We start from the raw sequence: 26074 nt of genomic DNA, 5'->3' as shown, positions 1-26074 counted from the left end.
ATATAAACGACATTTCTGTATGTGTCAAATATAGCCGACACAAAGATTCTATTTAGTTTGCTTAACATCAAGTGTTATGCTACAATAATTGTAATAAAAAACACCTAGACCGTTTGAGATTTGGAACTAGGTGTAAAAATAAAGGACATATTACTGACTTATAGCTAAGCCAATATGTATCTCCAATTTCTATTATTGGGTTAACGTTTTCTTAATTGTGGTTTAAGAAAACGTTATTTTTTATGCTTAATTTTAAATATTAAAATAAATGTATAACCCAAGATTAATAGAATGTCAGTTAATGGGAGATGAACCGTTATATCTATTATCATCATGCTCTCCCCCTCTCTCCCAATTGGATTCATAGAGTTAGAAATACATAACAACATAATAGGTTCCCTCATTTTTATGCGTTTCATTATACATCGTATGCCATTATATAAAACTCAATAATATATGCTTAATTCAACGGTATATAATCCTTTTTCTAAAATGAAAAAGCTCCTAATCACCATGATCAGTAATTAGAAGCGATATATTATTTATTAATTTCTCTTTGTATAATGGTAGCTGGACCGTTATTAACAATATCATAAAAATATTGGATTAAATCTTCTTTAGGGATACGGTTACCATCTTCTACCCAATGTCTTAAAAATGATAATCCTGCACCTGATACATAACTCATAAAATATGAGAATGGAATACCACTAATTTCACCTTCTATATTGGCAAAACTATTCAAATAATTATTTAATACCCCATATAACTTTTCATGTAACATGGACTCTTTACCAATTTTAAACATTAGACGATAAAACTCTATATTATCTTCAATATGTGCGATAAGGAATTCCATTATTTGTCTTAAATCTTCGGTTGAGAACTTTCCACCACTACTATTTTTACTATCTATAATAAACTCACGCACAATATCTACATGTTCGTCTTCCATTTTTTCTAATAAGTCATATTTATCTAAATAATGCGTATAAAATGTGCCACGATTGATATCCGCTAAATCTGCAATTTGTTGCACAGTGATATCAGCAAACTGATGTTCATGTAGTAATTTTATAAATGCATCTTTAATTGCCTGTTGGGATTTTCTAATTCTACGATCTTGAGTCATGGTCTAGACCTCACTTTTAAGTATCTATTTTTATACAATTATATCGATTTTGTTGGTTTTCGTACAACTGACAACGCATTGCTCGTTGTTTCCCATGTCATTTGGTTTTACTATGAAGTTGTATTCATTAGACATGTAAAAAAGAGAGGATGACTAACATGGTACAAAATAATTTAGGTAATCCACAATTAGAAGTTACAAATGTTGAAGAAGTCAAAGATGGTTTAAATCATATCGTAGTAGATAGCATCCAATATGGTAACCAAGAAATGATTATGGAAAAAAATGTATCAGTAAACATGAAAGATGGCGAACAATTATATATTAATATTTTCAGACCTGATAAAGAAGGCCAATTTCCAGTTGTCATGTCTGCTGACACATATGGCAAAGATAATAAACCTAAAATTACAAATATGGGTGCTGCATGGCCTACATTAGGTGCAATTCCTACTTCAAGTTTTACACCAGAAGAATCTCCAGACCCTGGTTTCTGGGTTCCAAATGATTATGTCGTAGTCAAAGTCGCATTAAGAGGCAGCGCAGGTTCAAACGGTGTACTATCTCCATGGTCAAAACGTGAAGCTGAAGATTACTATGAGGTCATTGAATGGGCAGCACAACAAAATTGGAGTAATGGTAATATAGGTACAAATGGCGTGTCTTATTTAGCTGTCACTCAATGGTGGGTCGCTTCACTTAATCCACCACATCTTAAAGCGATGATTCCATGGGAAGGCTTAAATGATATGTATCGTGAAGTAGCCTTTCACGGTGGTATACCAGATACTGGATTTTTCCGTTTCTGGATAAAAGGTATCTTCGCGAGATGGACAGATAATCCAAATATTGAAGATTTAATTCAAGCTCAAAAAGATCATCCATTATTTGATGAATTCTGGAAACAACGTCAAGCACCACTTGCTCATATCACTACACCACTATTAACTTGTGCAAGTTGGTCTACTCAAGGACTACACAACAGAGGTTCTTTCGAAGGATTTAAACAAGCTAACTCTGAAAATAAATGGCTATATATACATGGTCGTAAAGAATGGGAAAGTTATTATGCACGTGAAAATCTTGAACGTCAAAAAGAATTCTTCGACTATTATCTAAAAGAAGAAGATAACGATTGGTTAGAAACACCACATGTCATTTATGAAGTGCGTGACAAATTATATCGTGGTGAATTTAAAAGCGCGACTCAGTTCCCGCTTCCAAACGCAAATTATCAAGCACTATATTTAAATAACTCAGATATGTCACTTAATAATCAATCTATATCAACAGGTACAGTAGCAAGTTATAACTCAGAAAGCAATGAAGATGAATTACGCTACACTTATACTTTCAATCAAGATACAGAACTCGTTGGTAATATGAAATTAAAATTATGGATAGCTGCCGAAGAGGCTGATGATTTAGATATATTTGCGGGCATTAAAAAGTTAGACCGTAAAGGTAATGAAGTACATTTCCCAGATTTCAACCATATTGAAAAAGGACAAGTCGCAACAGGTTGGTTACGTGCTTCTCATCGTGAACTAGATGAAACAAAATCTACAATTGCACAACCATGGCACACACATGCACATGAACAAAAAGTTACTCCAAATGAAGTCGTGCCAGTGGAAATAGAGTTATTACCATCTGGTACATTATTTAAAAAAGGTGAAACGTTAGTCGTTGTTGTTAAAGGTAATGAAATTATAAAAGGCAATAGTACACCTTTACCTAATATGAAAACACGTTATGAACATGAAGATACTGTAAATAAAGGCAATCACCTAGTTTATACAGGTGGCGATTTTGATTCACACTTAATTATTCCAGTAATTGAATAACTCCTTTATTGAACCATTACAAGACACGATTTAATATAATTAAAAAGAGCGATAAGACAACGTTTGATTATAAAGTTGCTTCTTATCGCTCTCTATTTATTTAAAAATTATGTGCTGCAAAACCATGTGCATCTTCTTCTGAGACATCACCAGTATCATAAACGTAATAAACATAAACCAGTTTACCTTTATCATCTACCAATTTAACTTTAAATGTAAATGTATTAAGTCGTTCTACATCCTTCGCATGATATTTTTTCAAATCGCTATAACCTTTTTCTTTTTCATATTCTTTAATTTTAGACATTACTTTTTCTGATGTTTCTTTATTTACTTTATTATCATCAAAATGTTTAGTGCCATCATCTTCATCAGAATGATGTTCTGATTTATGTTTCGTTGTTGAATCTTGTTCGTCATTATCCGCTGAATCACTAGACGTTTTTTGTTCTGAATTGTCGTCAGATTTTTCATTATCATCCTTGCTCTTATCTTCTTTATCATCGTTATCTTTCTCTTTATTCTTGATGTAATCTTCAATTTCTTTGTCGTTAAATGTTAAAGTCATTTCTACAAGCCCATTTAAAACCTCATTTCCTTTAAAGTTCTTTAGGTTTACAATATTTGTTTTAAAAGACTTATCTTTGTCATATTTGCCAATCGCATAAATGTTAACATCTTCATTTGCACTAAATGGTCCAAACGTTTTTGAACTATCATACGCACCTTGATTTTTATCATTAATATAAATATGAATGTCATCACTATCAAATTTACTACTATTTTCTATTTTAGAAATGGTTACACGCTTTTCTCCAAAGCTTTCTTTAACTATTGTACGTACGCCACTCATATTTAAATAGAGCTTTCCTTTACGCGCTTCCCCATTTACTTTTTTAACTGCAGGTATATCATAATTTCCCATAGTGAAATTGCCTAAATCCACGACACTATCCTTTTTCAACTCAATTTTATGTTCCTTACTATTATGTGTATAAGTCAATGTCCCCTCATTTTCAGAATACATTGCGACATTTAATTGAGGAACCTCATATACGTAATGATCAAACACCAAATACTTTTTACCCCTTTTTTCAGCACTAAAGAGTTGCGTCTTTAGTTCAGTAGTTACAATGGCGCCATTTGAATGTCCCTTTTTAGCTTCTAATATAGCCTTACCTATCTTGTCCGCATAGCTATCAAGTTGTTCATTTTGATTTAATAAATCTATAAATGCCTTTGATTCTTCAACAGTTAAATGTTTATCCTTAGCCGTTAAATAATGCGATAAGGTCTTAGCATCCTTGTGTTTAATAGCTTGAACGATTTGGTCTGCATCCTTTTCAGGTGATAATTGATGTTTTAATACTAAGAAGGCGGCTATTACTGAAATAATTAGTGCCACAACGATGAGCGACAAGATAATGCTAATCTTTTTTGACTTTTTAGGTTCTTTTTGAAAAGGCGGAACCAAACGAGTATCTATGTCTAGTTTCGTTCCACATTGTGTACAAACCTTTTGATTCGAAACAATCACACTACCACAATGTTTACAATATTTCATTAGAACCACTTCCAAAACAATCTAGGCACAATATCTAATTCATCAAATTGATTGATTAAAGTAGAACCACCTAAATGAAGTGCAAATCCAATAATCACAAAAAAGATGACAATACTATAAAAACTTGGTAAACGTAATGTTTGGTTCACGCTATTTTTAGTAATTAAATAGACACATGATGTAAATAATAAAATAATTGAAAATACTACTAAGATGCCACTAAGAATATACATTTTCAAAAATAAAACGAATAAACCGATATATAATACCAGTACTGAAATCGTATTAACTAAAATAAAATCTGAAAATACTTTCTTAAATCGTATAGGTTGTACTACAGTCAGTCTAATTACGCCAAAAGTAACGATGAATAAAAAACCTGTTGCAAAAGCAATGCCTAGAATAACTCTTAAAATAATTGAAGCAATGCCTGTAATATAATTGCCGAAATTATCTGCTATGTATAAATGAATAAACATTCCTAAAATTAAAAGGCCTACTATGATTAATGATGCTAACAAAGCATAACTGAATGAATGATTACCTCTAATCGTAACATCGTGAGAACGAAATGCTTGTTTAAAGAATTGCTTACTCTCATTAAAGATTGATTTCACTTTATTGCTAAATTCACCTTGTGCATAACGTTGTTCATATGACGGATACGTTTTAGCATATTTTTCACGGTCAAAGTCAGATTGATTCATACTTTGCTGAGTGTCATTATGAGTAACATGCGTTTCTAACTTATCTTCTGAAGAAAATGTAGAAATAGCCTCTGATTCAGAATGGTTACTACTATTATGTTGACTATGATTTACTACACTATCCAAGTTTAATGATTCTGATGTTGAGTGTGATGTGGCTGTACTTAATTTCGTGCCACATTCCCCACAAAATAAATCTCCATGTTGATAGGTCTGACCACAATTTGGACATTGCATTATGAATACCTCCATAAATATAAAATTTTAAGTTATTATACCACTAATTCATATTGCGTAAAATATTATTTTATTGATTTTAAATTCAAAAAAAGACTGAGATAGAATTCTTTTCGAATTCATCGTCTCAGTCCAATATAACCACTCATACTACAATTTAGTTTACTCAGCTTCTCTGATTTCAGCATCTACATCCGCATAATCAATTTCTGTTTCAGTAAATGTTTTATTATTAACCGGGAAATGTTGTTCAAATGTTTCGAAATTCTGTATTTCTACAGTGACATCGTCCACTTCAAAATCTAGTACATGACCACCAAAGTTGCGATTATCATTAGCAAAGTGAATATGGAAACCAGCTGATCCAATACCATGGAATAATTCTGGCGTAAAGAATCCAATAATTGTACCTTTAATATCTTCACGTGTTTCCTCAGGTTGTCTACGTGCTGAATCAATTAATCTCGTGTATGGTGGCTCTTGTTTAGGCATCATACGTACATGCATTTTTTTGAAAGTCCCACTAATTTTTACAGCAGAGAATAGGTTATCACTTAACATATGTTCTTTAACTTCATTTAACACATTTTCAGAATCTTTATCTGCAGTTTGATAAGATTTGTCCGCTTCAAAACGTGTGATGGTTGCATATGGTGTCATTTCATCACCATTTAACTTTTTAAATTCTTTATGTTCATTAGCATGGAATGCTTCACCATTTAAAAAGATAACTTCACCATTAGAACCTGTTAATGTAGCTAGTCCTGAATCTCCGTGTTCTAATAGTTCATTGATTGTAGCAGTACCTTCCAATAAACCTGCCATTAATGTACCTAATGTACCATGTTGATATAATACATGACTCATTTAATATTCACTCCTGATTATTATTTTTTAAACATTAGTTTAAAGAATCTGGTAAAACGTTTGTTGATAGTTTGATATTATCTTTATAATTGACTGGAATATCAATGACTACTGGTCCTTCAGTTTCATATCCTTCTTTAATTGCAGCTTCTAATTCAGCTTGACTAGTAACACGTAACCCTTTAGCACCAAATGCTTCCGCATATTTAACATAATCCACTGGACCAAATTCAACACCAGATGAACGATTGTATTTCATTTCTTCTTGGAATTCTACCATATTATATTTACCATCATTCCAAATCAATTGAATGATGTTTAATTTTTTACGAACTGCAGTTTCTAAGTCTTGTGCAGAGAATAAGAAACCACCGTCTCCTGCAACTGATACAACTTGTGTATTAGGACGAACCAATGCTGCTGCGATTGCCCATGGTAAAGCAACACCTAATGTTTGCATACCATTACTGAATAGTAAGTGTCTTGGGTTATAACTTCTAAATTTACGTGCCATCCAAATGTAATGACTGCCGACGTCTACTGTTACAGTTGTGTCATCAGTTAAAGTTTGTTGCATTGTTTCAATGATTTCTAACGGATGCATAATGCCATCTTCATGTGTATATTTAATACCAGTTGCTTCAATAATATCTGCTCTTAATTGTTCTAAATCGTCTAAGTGACTTTGTTCAATAATTGTTTCAGTCACATTATTTGATAATAACTCAATTGTACCAGCAATATTACCTACTAATTCTTTTTTAGGACGGAAGAAATTAGTAATTTCTGCTTGTTCTTCATCGATTGCAATAATTTCAGTTTCTAATTCTTTATTCCAGTTACTTGCTTCATATTCGATTGGATCATAACCGATTGTAACAACTAAATCTGCTTTTCTTAATAATTCATCGCCGACTTGGTTTCGGAATAAACCTACACGGCCAAAGAAATGATTTTCTAATTGGCGATTAAGTACACCAGCACCTTGGAATGTTTCAACCACTGGTAAATTTGTTTTTTCAACTAATTGACGAATCGCTTCAGTTTCCTTTTCACTTGAGCTTCTCATACCCGCAAGTAATACAGGGAAATCTGCTTTTTTGATTGCTGTAATGACTTCGTTGATGTCTTCAATTGCAGGAACACCTAAACGTGGTTTTTCACATAAATCAATTGCATTAGATTTAACTTGTGCTGAAATGACATCTTGAGGAATACTGATAAAGCTTGCACCATTTTTACCTGAAGTTGCCACACGAATTGCATTTGTCATAACTTCTGATAATGATTCTGGGTCTTGAACTTCTGCGCTATATTTTGTTGATGATTTCAATAATGAAACGTTATCTACTGCTTGATGCGTTTGTCGTAATAAATCATTACGTTTAACTTGACCACCAATTGCCAATACAGGGTCGCCTTCTGATGTAGCTGTTAATAAGCCTGTAGTTAAATTACTTACACCTGGACCACTTGTTACTAAAGCAACACCAGGATTACCAGTGATACGACCTACACCTTGTGCCATCATAGCAGCGTTTTGTTCGTGACGTGTAACGATTAATTCTGGACCGTCATCTTCTAATGCGTCGAAGAGATAGTCAATTTTAGCGCCCGGAATACCAAATACATAGTCCACATTATTATTTTTTAAAGTATCAATAACCATATCTGCAGCAGAATAATTATCTTTAGCCATTACATTCATATCCTTTCAAATACCTATATACTAAATTTTTATATTAAAAAAGAAGCCACACACATGTCTATTTTTTTAAGGGAAAAAGAGGGAAAGACTTAGTCACATGTTGTTTGCGGCTTCTTTATATTTAAAGTTACTTCATATTTCGATGTTGCGATGTAATCTCAGTTATTTAAGCATATTCAAATGTGAGATGGGAGTCTTCTGTTTATATGTCTTTATTGTGTATACAATTCGCTTCTCGTTAGCGACTATTGCTTTGACAATCTTTAGGGGAATGATTGCTACACAACACATTAAGAGAATTGTTTGAATTTGAATATGTTGTAACTTTATTACGTGATTAATTATAGTATGGGCTTTAATATAAATAAAATACATATTTTCGATAGAACCGATTCCATATTGGAATAGGTCAACTTTGTTTCATTTTTTATGAAAATCAGCCTCAAAAAAGGTCTAATCACTTGACTTATCCTTATTTATTAAGGTGCTAATGTTGACATAATATCTACTTTTTATATTTATAGTATAATTTTACTCTTTTTAATTGTTTTTATTTCACTTATATCTGTTATAATCAAATCTATCATTTAAATTTTCCTTGTTGCGTACCGTCATTTTATAAAAAGTAAGAAAACTTAAAATTTTCAGAAATTTTAGACAAAAACATAAAGTTTTGTGCTAATATTATAAATGTTCATTCGTTAACAAGTTGATCTTATAAAAGATTAAAATATAAAGTGGAGGTTCATCATTATGGCCAGTTTTTTCAAAAATTTAACACGAAAAGAAGATCCCACTATCTACCAAAATAAAGATGGTCATTTAAAACGTACATTACGTGTTCGAGATTTTCTTGCATTAGGTGTAGGTACCATTGTATCAACAGCTATCTTCACGCTACCTGGCGTGGTTGCTGCTGAACATGCCGGTCCTGCAGTAGCGCTATCTTTCTTATTAGCAGCCATTGTAGCTGGTTTAGTAGCATTCTCATATGCAGAAATGGCATCCACAATGCCGTTCGCAGGTTCAGCTTATTCTTGGATTAACGTTTTATTTGGAGAATTCGCTGGATGGGTAGCAGGTTGGGCACTTTTAGCTGAGTACTTTATCGCCGTAGCCTTTGTAGCTTCCGGTTTCTCAGCAAACTTACGAGGACTCGTTTCCCCATTAGGTATTGTATTACCGAAAGCATTGTCTAATCCTTTTGGTTCTGATGGCGGCGTTATCGATATCATTGCTGCTATCGTTATCATTATCACTGCGGTTATCCTTTCTCGTGGTATGACTGAAGCAGCACGTGTAGAAAATGTCTTGGTTATACTTAAAGTATTTGCGATTGTATTATTTATCATCGTTGGTTTAACTGCAATTCATGCATCAAATTATGTACCTTTTATTCCTGAACACAAAGTAACTGACAACGGTGACTTTGGTGGATGGCAAGGTATCTATGCTGGGGTTTCAATGATATTCTTAGCTTACATTGGCTTTGACTCAATCGCTGCAAACTCTGCAGAAGCCATTGACCCTCAACGAACAATGCCACGCGGTATTCTTGGTTCATTAGGCGTAGCACTCGTATTATTCGTAGGGGTTGCATTAGTATTAGTAGGTATGTTCCATTATTCTGAGTATGCGGATAACGCTGAACCAGTAGGTTGGGCATTACGTCAAAGTGGACATGGTGTTATCGCAGCGATTATCCAAGCCATTTCAGTTATGGGTATGTTTACTGCTTTAATTGGTATGATGTTGGCAGGTTCACGTTTACTTTATTCATTCGGACGTGATGGTTTATTACCACCTTGGTTATCTAAATTAAACCATAAACATTTACCAAACAGAGCGTTATTAATTTTAACTATTATTGGTGTGTTAATTGGTTCAATGTTCCCATTCGCATTCTTAGCACAGCTTATCTCAGCTGGTACATTAGTAGCATTTATGTTTGTATCTCTTGCAATGTATCGTTTAAGAAAACGTGAAGGTAAAGACTTACCAGTACCATCATTTAAAGTACCATTCTTCCCTGTATTACCAGTGATTACATTTGTTTTAGTATTACTTGTATTCTGGGGATTAAGCTACGAGGCTAAACTATATACTGTCATTTGGTTCTTAGTTGGTATCGTCATCTATTTACTCTATGGTGTTCGCCACTCTAAGAAAAATGAAGAAAAAGACTATATCGTTCCTAAAGATTAATATAGACATAACAAAAAGCACTTATCTCATCAAATTAAATGAGATAAGTGCTTTTAAAATTCAACATTAAATAGGACTGATGACAAAAATCATCAGTCCTATTTTCATGGCATCTTTTTTCTTATTACCAACCTTGTCCGTCTATATTATAGTTATCTAATTGTCCCTCTTGTAATGCTTGTAAAGCATCTTCTATTGTATCTAAAGCATAATCTAATTGCTCATACGTAATCACTAATGGTGGTTGGAAGCGAAGCACATTACCTGCAACTGCGATTAATACCAATCCATGATCAAAACAGTAATTACATATTTTCAAGGCTTCTTCTGAGGCTCTCGTTTTAGCTTGCTTGTCTGATACGATATCAATACCAATTGATAATCCTTTGCCTCGTACATCTCCCACGAATTCATATTGATCAGTCCATTGATCCATTCGCTTACGGACGTATGTCCCCTTTTCAGAACTAGCAGTTAGTAAATCTTCATCTTCAATCATACCTAATGTAGCTAAAGCCGCTTCACAACTCACTGGATTGGCACCTGTAGTAAAGAGATGTGCCGGTGCCTCAAGTGTCTCTATGATTTCTTTACGACCAACAATAGCTGACATAGGTAAACCACCTGCCAACGATTTACCAAACGTCACTAAATCAGGTGTAAAGTTATAATGATCGATTGAACTCCAAGTACCTGTTCGTCCTAAACCTTGTTGAATATCGTCCACAGCAATTAAAATGCCATGTTCATGACACAACGCTTCTAACGCCTCAAAATATCCATCAACAGGTTCTAGCAATCCACCATCTCCTTGAATGGTTTCAACAACGATACATGCAACTTCTTCTGCTGGTACATATTTCGCAAACATCTCTTTAAGTGGCGCAAGATATTCCTCTACTGTATTAGGATTCGGTTGTTCATACATGCCTCTATATTTATCCGGAAAAGGAATATGATAAAAGCCATTTAATAAAGGCCCATAATGCTTACGCATATTTAAACTAATAGCAGACATAGATAGTGAACCGAATGTTGAACCATGATACGCATTTGTAAAACTAATGATATACGGTCGCCCTGTATAAGCACGTGCAAATTTAATAATGCCATCATTCGCATCGGAACCACTCAGACCAAAAGTCACACGTTTCTCATAATCGCCAGGGGCAATTTCGCAAAGTTTCTTCGATAATTTCACAGCTGGTTCATGATACATGTAGGCTGGTGTATAGTGGATAAATTTCTCTGCTTGCTTCTGAATCGCTTCAGTTACAGGCTTAGGTGCATGCCCTACATTTTGTGAGCTTGCACTAGACAATAAATCAATATATTCTTTACCATCTACATCGACCAATGTCGCACCATATCCGTGGTCAATGGCTAATGGATAATATTTAATTCTTCCAGATGCCGCAAAGTATTTCCCGTCTTCATTAATCAATTGCTCTGCCTTACTCACTTGTACTCATCCTCCCAAGTGTAGCCATCCCTAACATTCGCTACACAAATAAACATTTTGAAGTAATAAGTACCAATATACTAATAATTGTCAGATTTGTAAATATTTTCTGAAAAATTAAAAATCTTAAACTTTCACTGTATCTTGCATTCGTTCTTATAGATAAAACAGACATGACTAAACGTAAATGTGTTAAATCATACTCGTCATGTCTGTAGCATTTCGATGATCAATATAATTATAAATTTCAAACTGTGCGTTACACTATATAATTATAAGATTCAGTCATTTGGAATTATTTACTTTCATATGGAATCACGTCATCGCCATATTCTTTCTTAATGTAATCTTTAATTTCTTTTGATTGCATTACTTTTAATAATTCTTGGAATTTTTTATCGTTTTTATGGCCTTCTTTAACAGCGATAATGTTTGCGAAAGGAGAAGATTTGCCTTCCATTACAATGGCATCTTTAGACGGTTTCAGACCGTTATCAATCGCATAGTTTGAATTCATTATAACTGCTGCCCCTTCACCATTTTTGTATGTTTTAGGTAGAAACTCAGCACCTTGTTGATGATTAAATTTTAAATTTTTTTTATTCTCAGCAATATCTTCAAATTTGGCATCTTCGATTTTGACACCTTTTTTAAGTTTAATTAAACCGGCATCTACAAAGAAAGATAAAAATCGCCCTTCTTCTGCTGGATTATTAGAGACATAAATGGTTGACCCGTCTGGAATATCTTTTAAATGTTTATATTTCTTACTGTAAACGCCCATGGGTGTTGTAAACACTTTACCTAATTCTTCTATTTTATAACCGTGACTTTTCTTTTCAGCATTTAAATAAGGTACATGTTGGAAGAAATTAGCATCAACATCACCTTTATCCAAAAGTTTATTAGGTACTTTGTAGTCATTGACTTCTTTGACCTCTAAGTCATACCCTTTTTTCTTTAATTGTTCTTTAGCTTTCTTTAATACATCACCATGTGGTGCGGGAGATGCAGCAACAGTAATCTTCTTGCTATCTTCTTTATCTTTACCACACGCTGTTAATACGATAATTAAGACTAAAATACTAACGATACTTAAATACTTCTTCATGTATATCGACACCTCTTTGAATAGATTCTTCAATTTCAGAACAACTCTTAAATAGTTAGAAGACATAAAAAAATACTTTCTATTATTTAAGAGAAAGTATCGATGCACTTTCTCTTATCTCTTAAAGTATTGTCTACTTTATGTGAATTAGCACCATTTCGTAAAACGACGGTTGCCGGGCTTCTTAGGGCACATCCCTCCACCACTCTTGATAAGAGTTTGTTAGCTATATTGAATTGTTTTTATCTTAGCATGCAGTTATATTAAGGTCAATATTATTTTTAGAATTTTCTAAAAATAATAAAAGTGTACATTCTAGATAATACGGGAATATACATTGCAACACGAATATTAAGGATGGGTGTCCATGATACGTTATCGCTATCATCTTATAAGTGCCATTGTCATCAGTACGATTTTATTAATCACAATGGCTATGATGGATGTTTTTATGCAACACACGCACCTTACACTACTATTAATTAATATTGATTTTTTAGTTGATCCAAGTAAGACGCCACTTGCATTAGAGATACTCATTCATATTATGATTGGCATATCGATTTATATTATATTTTTAATCATTTATCATATATCAAAGCTAATTTATCAGTTAAGTTATCTGTTTTTAATGATTACTTTCATATTATTATATCCATTATTAAATTTTATCGCTCAACGTTCTATATTCCAGTTTAGTTGGATAGAGTATGGTTTGTGGATAATTGCACATATTATTTTTTCTTGTTTAATGGCTTGGGCTATTCCCTTCTTTTCGAAAAAGAAACACTAAATGGCTAATTTCATATAAACTTTAATATTATTAAGATATCTTTACAAAGACGCCATTTTTTAAGCTGGATTAAAGTTTAAATATCGTTTACTTTAAGCCCGTATTCAAACCAATGATGCGTGTTAAACTAAGGTTGTAAATGATAATAAATGAAATGGGGTTTTCATTGTGAAGAAGATTTCTATTATCGGTTCAACGCTTTTAACTAGTACTGTTATTTTGACTTCTCTAGGTTCAAATCATGCTTTGGCAGCTGATATTGTAACGAAAGACAATGCACAACAAGTTGCTTCAGAGGCATTATTAAATAGCGGAGGCAACCCTGATTTACAAAATTTAAATAAAGCGATTGATAAAGGAAATTATTTTGAGATTAAAAGTCACAATAAAGCTAATGCCGGTTTAGGTGTTTATAAAGTTTATAAAAATGGTGAAGTCGAATATAAAAATGATAAATTCAGTAGCTATAATCAATTACAAAGTGGCGTAACTTACGCTGAACACGGTATTGCCAATGCGGCTGAAGTTGATAACCAAGAACATAATAACTCAAAAGTTCATTCTGTAGATTGTGCACGTGAATTAAATTCATATTATGTAGGTAATGTTAAATCTTCTGAAGTTCCGTCATCTCATAAACTTAAAAACAATGACTATAACCCATCATCCGCTTCAATTAAAACTTTACCTCAAACGGGTGAAGCTGATAACACGCCATCAGCACAAGTACTTGGTAGTATCTTTTTATTATTAGGTGGTACTTTAGTAACTAGACGATTAAATAAAAAAACATCATAGCATCATGTTGAAAAATCAATTTAAGCATGAAATTTATCTTATAGTCCATAAAAAATCAACTCAGTGCCACTTTCACGACACTAAGTTGATTTTTAATTACTTTAATTATTATTTTTGCTATCTTTATTGTCTTTGCTGTCTTTTTCTTTACTATCTTTGTTATTAGAATTTTGTTCTACACCCTCTGGATCACGTTCTTTAGCACTACCCTTTTTAGGATTGTAGTTGGCACCTTTAGTATAATCATTACCAGCATTCCATAATAAGAATTCATTTACGCCATTATCTTTTAACGCTTGGACTTGTTCAGAAACTGCTTTAGCATCATAGTCAATGTAATTACCATCTCCTAAATATGAAGCAGTGAAGTCTTGAATCCAAGGACGAGAAATGGGTTTCTTCTTACCTAAAGTATCCAATAAGTTATTTTCTTTTTGAATATAACGGTTTACCGTTTTGTATGGTTCTGTATCTGGTGCATCTAAACCGAAGTCACCGTTACTCCAGTGTGACGGATAAATCATAGATGAGATTGCATCTACATTTTCAGACATTTTAGGGAAACTTTGTCCAATACCTGGTGCATTTTTCACTAATGCTGAGTACCCAAATACGTCTGCAGACACATTTACACCCATTGGTTTCAATTCTTTATTTGCATGTTCCAAGAACTTAGTAATTGTATCAACACGTTGATCACCAGAACTTAACTTACTGTTTTTATAATCATCTTTATTATAAGTTAAATTATCTGCTTCATTTTCAAAACCTTCTGGGAAACGGACATAGTCGAATTGAATATCTTGGAATCCAGCTTTAGCTGCCGCTTTAGCAATGGTAATATCATAATCCCAAACTTCTTTCATAAATGGATTAATAAAACTATCGCCTTTACCATTCGTCCAAACAGAACCATCACTATTTTTGAATGACCATTCTGGATGTTCGTTCGCCAATTTCGTATCTTTAAACGTTACAATACGTGCAATTGGATAAATATGGTTGTCATGTAATTTTTTTAATAATTTCTTACCATCAACAATATCTAATGTATTTTTGTCTACTTTTTTATTACCAGTATTCAACTTCATCGTGATGTTACCTTCATCATCTTTAACGTCGATAACCATCGTATTTAATTTTGAATCTTTGATAAATTTAATTAACTCATCTAATTTCTCACCTTTAGTTGAGTTACTCGTCACATAAATACCTTTAACACCATCTTTAGGATAGTCTACTTTGTTTTCATTCTTGTTCTTGTCATTTGTTTCTTTTAATTTGTCACTTTGACTATTACTACTTGTTTGTTCATTCTTCTGGCTGTCCCCTTTTTGCCCGCTGTTAGATGAATTATCCCCATTACTACACGCAGCGAGTAACAAAGCACTTGTTGTTAATACAGCAAATATTTTGTTCTTTTTCATTCCCTGAGCCTCCGAAAACTTTTTATATGTATAATTAGGTTCTCATTATTTAGAATAGTAAGCGATTTTTAAGGTTTAAAATATCCTAAATAAGAGAACCTAACTTGCCTCTAGAATAGCATACTTTTAACAAAAATATTCACTACCGCAAAATTTTATAATATAAATTAACTAATGTTTGTATGTTTTTAAATACATTTTATATAAATCGTGTGCTCATAGGTTTAATTTTGAATAAATTAATTGCGTATCACCAATCATCCATTGAATTTGATGTTTTGTTTGATGATAATGATTTACTACGTTGTCGTCATTATTTCTAGGGAAATCCCAAATATATTTGAGAAATTCTATACTTATTGTCTTAGGATTGGGAGTGGGACAGAATTCTTTTTAAATTCGTCGTCCCACCCCCGCAAGGATGACTAGAACTGAAAAAAGCTTGATTTAAGCGCATTTTCAGTTCAGTCAGCTACTGCGAAATTGCAAAATAGCATATTTATATTATTTATGTCCCAGTCTTCTTTCTAAATATACTCTTAAGATATCGTTTGATAACACGGTATATACATTTCCACTTGGGTTCTTTTATCCAAATCACTATCGTTGCTCGTTCTAATCTCATGGGTAAGGTATTTGAATAATGACCATCAATAATCCAAGATGGCGTCGCTACAATTTCTTTCAACTGAGCGTGTAAGGATTCCGGCGTTACAGTCTCTTTATCGTTAAGCCATTGTATTTTATCGATGTGATACAAAGGTATCTTATAATTCTGTTGCAAACGCATGGCTAACGTTGATTTCCCTGAACCTGGACTACCAATAATTAAGATACGATGTTCCATTTTATTACCTCGCATATTTTAATTTTTGAAAATGAGTTATACAACAAATGAGTACAATTTATGAAACTATAAACTGTAAAATATGAATTTTCAATAAATATAAGTTTTATAACTTGAGAATGTGCTTAATTTTTATCATAATAAATATGAAAGTTAATTAAAGGAGTGGAAAGAGTAATGAATAAAGAACAATTAGAAAAAATGACTAATGGGAAAGGTTTTATCGCAGCATTAGACCAAAGTGGCGGTAGTACTCCTAAAGCATTAAAAGAATATGGTGTAAACGAGGACGAATATAGCAATGATGACGAAATGTTCCAACTTGTACACGATATGCGTACTAGAGTTGTAACTTCACCTTCATTCTCTCCAGACAAAATTTTAGGTGCTATCCTTTTCGAACAAACAATGGATCGTGAAGTTGAAGGCAAATATACTGGTGACTACTTAGCTGACAAAGGCGTTGTTCCTTTCTTAAAAGTCGACAAAGGTTTAGCTGAACAACAAAATGGTGTTCAATTAATGAAACCTATCGATGATTTAGACGATACGTTAGACCGTGCGGTTGAACGTCACATCTTCGGTACTAAAATGCGTTCTAATATCTTAGAATTAAATGAACAAGGTATTAAAGACGTTGTTGAACAACAATTTGAATTCGCTAAAAAAATCATCGCTAAAGGTTTAGTACCAATCATTGAACCTGAAGTTAACATCAACGCTAAAGACAAAGCTGAAATCGAAGAAGTATTAAAAGCTGAACTTAAAAAAGGCTTAGATTCATTAAATGATGATCAATTAGTAATGTTAAAATTAACTATCCCAACTAAAGCTAACTTATACAAAGAATTAGCAGATCATCCAAATGTTGTACGCGTGGTTGTATTATCAGGTGGTTACAGCAGAGACGAAGCAAACAAATTATTGAAAGACAACGACGAATTAATCGCAAGCTTCTCACGTGCATTAGCAAGTGACTTACGTGCTAGCCAATCACAAGAAGAATTCGATAAAGCATTAGGCGACGCAGTAGACTCAATCTATGACGCATCAGTAAATAAAAACTAAGGTGCGAAGAAAAGCGTTCAGGTCGCGAGCAATAACGAGCTATGAGCAAAAATCGTTCTTTGATTTTAGCGATTAGCGTATTATTGTCGAACGACCTGCTTTTCGTAGCCCGTTTATCACTAGGTGCGTAAGTGAGCGCTTAGGTTTTGAGCAGAATCGAAAAGCGAGCAAAACTGTTCTTCAAGTTTTGTCGAGCTTTGAGTATTTCTGCCGAAAAACCTGCTCACTGTAGCCCGTTTATCACTAGGTGCGTAAGTGAGCGCTTAGGTTTTGAGCAGAATCGAAAAGCGAGCAAAACTGTTCTTCAAGTTTTGTCGAGCTTTGAGTATTTCTGCCGAAAAACCTGCTCACTGTAGCCCGTTTATCACTAGGTGCGTAAGTGAGCGCTTAGGTTGCGAACAATTACTAGCATCAAGCAAAAACTGTTCTTTAGTTTTAGCGCGATGCGTATAATTGTTGAGCAATCTGCTCACTGTAGCCCGTTTATCATTCCGGCGAAGTTCTATACAACTTCACTCGAATTAAAAGCCGACTGGTTATTTCAACCAGCCGGCTTTTCTAATACTTATTATGCTTGATTATGCGTTTGATGTTCTTCGAACAATTCCCCTACTTGATTAAAGAAATCGCCAAACGTTTGTGCTGCATTGTCATCAAACATTTTTTCTAAATTAGATTGTGATTCACTTGCACTTTGTTCAGAAACTTCATACATTTTTGCTTCATACGCTTTCAATGCACTTTGTAAATCATCATTCTCTTTTATCGCTTCTGCTAATAAATAAGCATCATAAAATGCCATATTGACGCCCTCACCCGCAAACGGACTCATTAAATGTGCAGCATCACCAATTAAAGTTAAATTTGACTGATTATCCCATTTGAATCCAATTGGCAATTTATAAATACGGCGTAGTAATAAATCATCACCAGCATATTCGATATATTTTTTTAAATCTGCATCCCAATCTTCAAAATCTTTCATTAACTGCGCTTTAATTTCAGATTTTGACATTGCTTTAAATTTATCAAATTCGTCGTAAGCCATTTTATACGACATGTAGACTTTTATACGTCCATCGCCATTGACTTGTCCTAATATCGCTTTATTGTCTCCAAAAGCCATCATTTTACCATTTTTATTAAACTGGGCTAAATCAGGATATTGATTAAACACGTCTTCCACATTCAATTCAACCATTGAAATATCATTATATTCTACATCTACATGAGCCAAATATGGTCTTACTTTTGAAAAGGCACCATCAGCCCCAATCACAAAATCAAACGTTTCATTGCTATCATCATCAAACATCACTTCAATTTGTGCATTGTCTAACTGTTTCAATGATTTAAATGCTTTACCGTATACCACTGTGCCATCGTTCAATTGTTCTGAAATTATGTCACATAATTCACCACGGTCAATCTCTGGGCGACCGCCCTCAATTTCAGGGTCTGCCGTTTCTTCATAGTAGACATTGCCATTTTTATCTAAAACACGTGTGTCTTCACCCTCAAAACGGGCAAGTTCTCTAAATTTATCAATAATGCCAGTTTCTTTTAATGCCAATTGACCGCTTTCCTCATGAATATCTAATGAGCCACCACGATCACTATTCACATTGAGTCCAGCTTTTTCAAAGATTTTAACCCCAAATCCTTGTTGTTGTAGGAGAAGACCTAACATTAAACCACCAGGGCCTCCTCCAATAATACCTACATTTTTTACATCTTTAATGTTCATAACCCGTTACCCCCGATTTATTATTTATAGAATCGTTCTAATTTTTCTTTAGTTTCTTCAATAAATACGTTTAATTCTTTTTGTTTTTCTTCATCTTGTAATGCACTTTGACTTGCTTTCATAAATCCATGGAATAATCCTTGTAATTGTTCGCGTGATGCTTTCATTTGTTCAAAATCTACATTTTTAAATTGTTCTAAGCGTTGTGTAAATTCATCTTGGTCAACATTCTCTTTTAAGAAGGTTTTACCTTCATCTGTAATGGTGTAGATTTTTTTGTTACCCTCTTTAGAAATTGATACAAAGTCTCTATCTTCTAACATTTGTAAAATTGGGTAAACTGAACCAGGACTTGGTGAATAGAAACCTTTGAAGCGTTCTTCTAAATCTTTAATGATTTGATAACCGTGACGTGATTCTTCTTCTAACATTTGTAAAATAATAAATTGTAGATTTCCTTTTTTGAAAAATCTATCTCGACCACCACGACGTCCGAAACCACCAAACCCTTCAAAACCTTGTGGCCCTTTGCTTCCACCAAATTGTTCAAAACGATCCATTCCTTGTCTCATATCTTGCATATGTCTTCTAAACATCATTAAAATCACCTTTTCTTTAATTATTATTTAATTACTTTTTCGATATATCGATATAATAAACGATATATCGTTAAATGTAAAGCGATATATCGAAATAATTTTATTAAAAATAAATACCATTCCAACAAAGACCGTCAGAATAGTATTTATACATATTAATTTTGTTCAAATTCTTCATTCGCAAGGTGCTCTAAATTACCAAATAACGGTTTCCACGCTTCAATTGTATAATGAGAAACTAAGCCTTGATACCAAAAAGGATCTTTCTCAAGTAACGACATTAACATGTCACGATTTTTAACTTTAAATATTAAATAAGCTTCTTTCACATCTTTGCGCTCATCAACAGTTGGACCAGAAACTATTAAGTGCCCTTGCTTTATCAACTTCTTTAAGTATAAGACATGCGGGACAACATACTTCTTCCATCTTTTTAAATCAGTGTGTTCAAATTTTACGATATAGTATTTCATAACGTCCCCTCTATACATGAATCAATACTTTACCAAACTTACCACCAGTGATTACAGGTATCGCATCGCCATATTTATCTTGTAAATAGTCTTTCACACTCCCCAGTTGTTGTTCATCTAGTTCAACCTCAACTTCTTTTAACCATTGAGGTAATTGCTGCATAACATCATCAAGTGTTTTATCATTGTGTTGTGTATGACGCTCGATTAATGTTTCATACGTGTAATCATTAACATATAATAACTGCAATAAGTAATACATATCCGCCGTCATAGTCTGACTTTTTTCATCTAAAAATGCTACAACCTCATCAACTATTGAATTTTCCTTAGGTCCAGCAATTAAACTGACATATACATATTTCTGTGCGATATCAATTGCTTTATTAACCGCTTCCCACGTCGTAACTGCCGGACACATAGATGCAAATACTAAATCATGATGCCCTAGTTCATCAATGCAAGCATCTTCAAACGATTGATTAATCGTTTCTAGTGTTACACCGAAATGGTACGCATTATCTTTTAGCATGTCATGTAATATAGGTGATGGCTCTAACGCTGTCACTTTAGCACCTTCTTTAGCAAATGGCATACTAAAGACGCCTGAGGCAGCACCAATATCTAATATACTTAAATCACTAAATGCTCCCGTTTGTCGTTCAATCCAATCCATAATACGTTTTGTACGTTGTTGGCTTTCTTTAGTAAATGATTGTTTATCAAAGTTTTTTGCCCACTTTTCAAAGCCAGGTGCAGATGGATCACCTAAGCCTGCACGTTTCATTCTTTTATCTTGTGTATTAGGATCGTTTTCCCACGCTTTCTCCCAATATTGATTATTAAATATATTTTCATTCACTATCATCAGCCCCTATATCTTAAATATTCATTTGTATTTTAACTATCAACTATAAAAAAACAAAACAATTTGAATGATTGGTTATATTTGAAATTACTTACAATTTTATATATTAAGAAGAATCATGTATCATTTAAATAATCAATATTATCGAAAGTTGTTGATAAATATGGAAATATCTTATTTAAATGAATTTATTGTCTTAGCTAAATATCAAAACTATTTCAAAGCTTCCCAAGATCTTTATATTGCCCAATCCACATTATCAAAACATATTGTTACATTAGAAAATGAATGTGGATACCGCCTTATTGACCGTAGTAATAAACAATTTGAACTAACAGAATCAGGTAAATTATTCCTTCATTATGCGAAAATGATTTGTCAGAACCATAAAGATTTAATCACAAAACTAGAACAACAAAATCATGATAATTTACTGACCATTAATCTTGGTGCCTCTCGATTAATGATTGAATATGGTATCACTAACATCGTCTCACAATGTATCCAAAAATTTCCAAATGTAAGATTCCGTATTCATGAAGGTAGTGAGCAAGATTTGCAGCAACTTATAGAAGACGGTGCAATTGATATAAGTTTCTTAAGAGAAGAACGACCGGTGCATGAAACACACGCCTTTACCTATTTAGAAGAAAAACTGTGTGCCGTCGTTCACGAATCTCATCCTTTAGTGCATGTTCCGGAAGTAACACTTGATATGCTTGAGGGCGAATCGCTGTATCTTACTCCTGATTTTGCGATTGAACATCAATCTTTCTTAGATTATTGCGAAAACCAACAATTCTATCCACATATTTCATTTACTGCACCTCGCATTGAGAACTTTCTTGAGATGGCAAATATCAATAATGGCGTAGCATTAATTATGGAACAACAAGCGAAATTCTATATCACCTCACCTTTAAAAATGGTTCCATTTAAATCACCAATAACATCCTACATCAATGTCAAAGTATATGACCATATTTTACCTTCTAATGAGATAGATGAATTAATGAAGCTTATTCAAGCATGTAGTCACGACAAGCACTAACAATTGTCAAGGGACTAAAGGTCTATTGGTACTTTCAAATATAGAATGGTTGATTCGCTTAATCCGAATTGATACCCCTCCTTATGTGATAAATAATAGATTTATCACAATTTAGAGGAGGAGTATAAGATGAAACGAACCTTTATATCACTTTTAACAGCTACAGTCCTATTATCTGGTTGTAGTGCTGGTGAACATCAAAGCAACAATTCAAGTCACGATACAAAAGGTGTGTCTACATCTAGTGTTAAGATTAAAAATTATAAGCAAGCCTCATCATCATTGAAAATAGATAACACGAAATGGAAATATGATAGTAAAAACAACGTTTATTATCAATTAAATGTGCGTTATGTTTCAAACCCCCAAGCCAAAAATGTAGAAAAACTTGGTATATATGTACCTGCCGCCTATTTCACAGGTAAGAAAAATAGCAACGGCACCTATACAGTTACAATTAATAATGGAAAAAAAGTGAACGGTTATTCCGCTAAAACAGCTCCTATCGTCTATCCGGTAAACACCCCTGGCTATGCTGAACAAAGTGCGCCTACTTCATATAATTACAGCAACATTTCGAAATATATGAAAGCTGGATTCATTTATGTAGAAGCAGGTCTTCGTGGCCGTAGTATGAGCATGGGCAATGATAGTAGTAGTTCTAGTACGAAATCATATGAAACTGGCTCTCCATGGGGTGTAACGGATCTTAAAGCAGCAATTCGATACTATCGCTTCAATGATAGCAATCTCCCAGGTAATAGCAGTAAGATTTATACATTTGGTCATAGTGGTGGCGGTGCTCAAAGTTCCATTGCCGGTGCTTCTGGAGATAGCAAGCTATATTATAAATATTTAGAAAAGATTGGCGCCGCCATGACAGACAAAAATGGTAAATATATTAGTGATAAAATCGATGGTGCCATGGCATGGTGCCCAATTACAAGTTTAGACCAAGCTGATGCCGCATATGAATGGCAAATGGGTCAATATGGTAACGAAGGCAACCGTAAAACAAACTCATTCCAAAAACAATTATCAACAGATCTCGCTTCATCATATGCTAGCTATTTAAATCAATTAAAGCTTAAAGATGGTAACACAACACTGTCATTATCTAAATCTAAACATGGGCAATATACTGAAGGTACTTACGCTAAATATCTTAAAAAAGAAATTGAAGACTCAGCTACTGAATTTTTAAATAACACAACTTTCCCATACAAACAAAGTAGCTCGGAACAAGCGGGCATGACTAGCGGTAAACAAAGTGGCAATAAACCAAGTGGTAGTAAACCATCCGGTAAAAAACCTTCAGGCAATAGTGGTTCAGCACCTAAAATGGGTAATCAATCTTCAAACAAGACATATAAAACAATGGATGACTATTTGAAAGCATTGAATAAAAAAGGCACATGGATTACGTACGACAAAAAGACAAAACGTGCACATATTACAAGTCTTAAAGACTTTGCAAAATACTATAAACAACCTTCAAAATCTGTCTCAGCCTTTGATGACTTAAAACGTAGCCAAGCTGAAAATGAAGTATTCGGTACTTCTGGTAATAACAGCAAATTACATTTTAACCAAACACTTGCAAAACTTTTACAAGATAATAAATCAAAATATAGTAAATTGAGTGGTTGGAATAGCAAATATGTATCTGCCTACCATAATGATTTAACTAAAACAGACAAATTAGGTACGAACATGTCTACACGAATGAACATGTATAATCCAATGTATTATTTATCTAATTATTATGGCGGTTATGGTAAGTCAAACGTGGCTAAACATTGGAGAATTAGAACAGGCATCCAACAAGGCGATACAGCATTAAATACTGAAACCAACTTATCCCTAGCATTGAAACAACTTGTAGGCGCTAACAATGTTGATTTCAAAACGGTATGGGATCAAGGTCATACAATGGCAGAAACATCTGGTGATGGTAACAGTAACTTCATCAAATGGGTAGAAAGCATAAATAAAAAATAAGACGCATTATTAACACAACATATATTAAAATAACTAAGTCCCTAGAAGAAATGGATAACCACGGCTTCTAGGGACTTTTATTGTATTTTCATTTTATAGTTTAGCTATAATGTTTCACCGTTTGATTCAATCACTTTACGGTACCAATCAAATGAATCTTTCTTCGTACGTTTTAATGAACCATTCCCATCATTATCGCGGTCTACGTGTATTAAACCATAGCGTTTTTTCATTTCACCAGTTGTGAATGAAATAATATCAATAATACCCCATGGCGTATAACCCATTAATTCTACACCATCTTTATCAACAGCATCGATGGCTGCTTCAATATGTTCGCGTAAATATTCAATACGGTAATCATCATGGATTTGTCCATTTTCATCAAATTCATCTACAGCACCAAAACCATTTTCAACAATAAATAATGGAATTTGGTAACGGTTATATAATGCATTTAATGTGTAACGTAAACCGACTGGGTCAATCGCCCAACCCCAATCACTCTTCTTAATATATGGATTATCAACTGAGTTTGGTAAACCACCATTAACAACATTATCTTCTACACTTGATTCATTATCATGTTTTACAGCTGTAGACATATAGTAACTGAATCCGATGTAATCCACTGTACCTTCACGTAAAATATCGTCATCACCATCTTGCCAACCAATATCGAATCCTTCACGTTCGAACATCTTCGTCGCATAACCTGGGTAATAACCACGGACATGAACATCTGGGAAGAAGAAACGCATACGACTTGCCACTTCCGCTTCCATAATATCTTCTGGGTTACAGCTATAAGGGTAGATTGGCACATGTGAAATCATCGCACCAATTTCGAATTCAGGATTGATTGCTTTACCAATCTTAACGGCTTTAGCACTCGCAATTAATTCATTATGCGCTACTTGGTACAACACTTCTTCTTTATTATCATCCTCTTTTAATGAGACACCTGAGTTTGTCCATAAGAAGATTGGATTATTGATGTCCATTTGGTTGTTTATTTCGTTAAATGTCATCCAATATTTCACTTTATCTTTGTAACGTTTAAATACAGTTTCTGCAAAATGCGCAAAGAAATCTGCCACTTTACGATTTCTGAAACCTCCATATTCACGCGCTAAATGTAATGGCATTTCAAAATGTGAAAGTGTAATCACAGGTTGAATGTTATATTTTAATAATTCATCAAATAAATCATCATAGAATTGTAGCCCTGCTTCATTAGGTTCTGTTTCATCACCATTAGGGAATATGCGTGTCCATGCGATTGATGTTCTTAAACATTTTAAGCCCATTTCACTGAACATTTTCACATCATCTTTATAACGATTATAGAAATCAATACCAACATGATTTGGGTAATATTTGTCTGGTTCTACATCTTGTGTGATTTCACGTGCTTTACCGTGTGCGCCAGCTGTCATCACATCAATAACACTTAATCCTTTGCCATCTTGATCATAGCCACCTTCGAATTGATTGGCTGCTAAAGCGCCACCCCATAAGAAATCTTTAGGTAATTTAGACATCTCTCAAAACTCCTTTTC

Annotated in this window: 21 protein-coding genes and 1 riboswitch; of the genes, 7 read left to right on the top strand and 14 right to left on the bottom strand. The window is 33.6% G+C overall.

All coding sequences use genetic code 11. The features are described 5' to 3' along the window. Window positions 1-538 precede the first annotated feature (538 nt). Window positions 539-1132, bottom strand: a complete 594-nt coding sequence (locus HYI43_02140) for a TetR/AcrR family transcriptional regulator (GenBank protein ID UDI77406.1) — start codon at window positions 1130-1132, stop codon at window positions 539-541. A gap of 158 nt (window positions 1133-1290) precedes the next feature. On the opposite strand from HYI43_02140, the gene HYI43_02135 reads away from it, so the two are divergent. Further along, window positions 1291-2979, top strand: coding sequence for a CocE/NonD family hydrolase (locus HYI43_02135; GenBank protein ID UDI77405.1), 1689 nt, complete (start codon window positions 1291-1293; stop codon window positions 2977-2979). A 100-nt stretch (window positions 2980-3079) separates the two neighbouring features. Here HYI43_02135 and HYI43_02130 read toward each other — a convergent pair whose 3' ends face one another. The 4 genes from HYI43_02130 to alsS form a co-directional block, all read right to left on the bottom strand. Next, a complete protein-coding gene (locus HYI43_02130) occupies window positions 3080-4543 on the bottom strand; it encodes a zinc-ribbon domain-containing protein (GenBank protein UDI77404.1) in 1464 nt (487 codons plus the stop codon). Continuing rightward, window positions 4543-5487, bottom strand: coding sequence for a zinc ribbon domain-containing protein (locus HYI43_02125; protein ID UDI77403.1), 945 nt, complete (start codon window positions 5485-5487; stop codon window positions 4543-4545). The genes HYI43_02130 and HYI43_02125 overlap by 1 nt, the downstream gene beginning before the upstream one ends. Before the next feature lie 162 nt (window positions 5488-5649). Continuing rightward, complete coding sequence (gene budA / locus HYI43_02120; protein UDI77402.1) at window positions 5650-6354, bottom strand: acetolactate decarboxylase; 705 nt, start codon at window positions 6352-6354, stop codon at window positions 5650-5652. 34 nt (window positions 6355-6388) lie between these two features. Further along, window positions 6389-8053 (bottom strand): acetolactate synthase AlsS, encoded by a 1665-nt coding sequence (gene alsS / locus HYI43_02115; protein ID UDI77401.1) that lies wholly within the window; start codon window positions 8051-8053, stop codon window positions 6389-6391. A 762-nt stretch (window positions 8054-8815) separates the two neighbouring features. Between alsS and HYI43_02110 the strand changes: the two genes are divergently transcribed. Then, on the top strand, window positions 8816-10267 hold the full coding sequence (locus tag HYI43_02110; GenBank protein ID UDI77400.1) for an amino acid permease: 1452 nt from the start codon (window positions 8816-8818) through the stop codon (window positions 10265-10267). A 124-nt stretch (window positions 10268-10391) separates the two neighbouring features. Here HYI43_02110 and HYI43_02105 read toward each other — a convergent pair whose 3' ends face one another. Beyond that, window positions 10392-11729 carry an aspartate aminotransferase family protein gene (locus HYI43_02105; protein UDI77399.1) on the bottom strand — a complete coding sequence of 446 codons (1338 nt, stop codon included), beginning with the start codon at window positions 11727-11729 and terminating at the stop codon, window positions 10392-10394. Between the two features lie 295 nt (window positions 11730-12024). After that, window positions 12025-12840 carry a methionine ABC transporter substrate-binding protein gene (locus tag HYI43_02100; protein UDI77398.1) on the bottom strand — a complete coding sequence of 272 codons (816 nt, stop codon included), beginning with the start codon at window positions 12838-12840 and terminating at the stop codon, window positions 12025-12027. Window positions 12841-12951: 111 nt separating this feature from the next. After that, window positions 12952-13058: riboswitch (SAM riboswitch) on the bottom strand. A 143-nt stretch (window positions 13059-13201) separates the two neighbouring features. Between HYI43_02100 and HYI43_02095 the strand changes: the two genes are divergently transcribed. Beyond that, a complete protein-coding gene (locus HYI43_02095; protein UDI77397.1) occupies window positions 13202-13633 on the top strand; it encodes a hypothetical protein in 432 nt (143 codons plus the stop codon). A gap of 168 nt (window positions 13634-13801) precedes the next feature. Continuing rightward, a complete protein-coding gene (locus HYI43_02090) occupies window positions 13802-14431 on the top strand; it encodes an LPXTG cell wall anchor domain-containing protein (GenBank protein UDI77396.1) in 630 nt (209 codons plus the stop codon). A gap of 101 nt (window positions 14432-14532) precedes the next feature. Here HYI43_02090 and HYI43_02085 read toward each other — a convergent pair whose 3' ends face one another. Next, window positions 14533-15858, bottom strand: coding sequence for a putative glycoside hydrolase (locus tag HYI43_02085; GenBank protein UDI77395.1), 1326 nt, complete (start codon window positions 15856-15858; stop codon window positions 14533-14535). Window positions 15859-16366: 508 nt separating this feature from the next. Then, complete coding sequence (locus HYI43_02080; GenBank protein UDI77394.1) at window positions 16367-16705, bottom strand: ATP-binding protein; 339 nt, start codon at window positions 16703-16705, stop codon at window positions 16367-16369. Between the two features lie 177 nt (window positions 16706-16882). Here HYI43_02080 and HYI43_02075 point away from each other — a divergent pair, with 177 nt between their 5' ends. Beyond that, on the top strand, window positions 16883-17773 hold the full coding sequence (locus HYI43_02075; protein UDI77393.1) for a fructose bisphosphate aldolase: 891 nt from the start codon (window positions 16883-16885) through the stop codon (window positions 17771-17773). A gap of 568 nt (window positions 17774-18341) precedes the next feature. Here HYI43_02075 and HYI43_02070 read toward each other — a convergent pair. The 4 genes from HYI43_02070 to HYI43_02055 all read right to left on the bottom strand — a co-directional run bounded on the left by HYI43_02070 (window position 18342) and on the right by HYI43_02055 (window position 21457). Further along, the gene (locus HYI43_02070; protein ID UDI77392.1) at window positions 18342-19520 is read right to left on the bottom strand and encodes an FAD-dependent monooxygenase; all 1179 of its coding nucleotides are present in this window, start codon (window positions 19518-19520) and stop codon (window positions 18342-18344) included. A 20-nt stretch (window positions 19521-19540) separates the two neighbouring features. After that, window positions 19541-20116 (bottom strand): PadR family transcriptional regulator, encoded by a 576-nt coding sequence (locus HYI43_02065; GenBank protein UDI77391.1) that lies wholly within the window; start codon window positions 20114-20116, stop codon window positions 19541-19543. A gap of 158 nt (window positions 20117-20274) precedes the next feature. Next, the gene (locus tag HYI43_02060; protein UDI77390.1) at window positions 20275-20592 is read right to left on the bottom strand and encodes a hypothetical protein; all 318 of its coding nucleotides are present in this window, start codon (window positions 20590-20592) and stop codon (window positions 20275-20277) included. A gap of 10 nt (window positions 20593-20602) precedes the next feature. Then, on the bottom strand, window positions 20603-21457 hold the full coding sequence (locus HYI43_02055) for a methyltransferase domain-containing protein (protein ID UDI79253.1): 855 nt from the start codon (window positions 21455-21457) through the stop codon (window positions 20603-20605). A 166-nt stretch (window positions 21458-21623) separates the two neighbouring features. Between HYI43_02055 and HYI43_02050 the strand changes: the two genes are divergently transcribed. Continuing rightward, window positions 21624-22511 carry a LysR family transcriptional regulator gene (locus HYI43_02050; protein UDI77389.1) on the top strand — a complete coding sequence of 296 codons (888 nt, stop codon included), beginning with the start codon at window positions 21624-21626 and terminating at the stop codon, window positions 22509-22511. Window positions 22512-22640: 129 nt separating this feature from the next. Beyond that, a complete protein-coding gene (locus HYI43_02045; GenBank protein UDI77388.1) occupies window positions 22641-24512 on the top strand; it encodes an esterase in 1872 nt (623 codons plus the stop codon). A 104-nt stretch (window positions 24513-24616) separates the two neighbouring features. Here HYI43_02045 and HYI43_02040 read toward each other — a convergent pair whose 3' ends face one another. Further along, entirely contained in the window at window positions 24617-26056 is a 1440-nt protein-coding gene (locus HYI43_02040; GenBank protein UDI77387.1) for a 6-phospho-beta-glucosidase, read from the bottom strand. Window positions 26057-26074 lie beyond the last annotated feature (18 nt).

This window comes from Staphylococcus taiwanensis, from assembly GCA_020544305.1.
GTDB lineage: Bacteria > Bacillota > Bacilli > Staphylococcales > Staphylococcaceae > Staphylococcus > Staphylococcus taiwanensis.
This window is presented reverse-complemented; position numbering and strand designations above follow the sequence as displayed.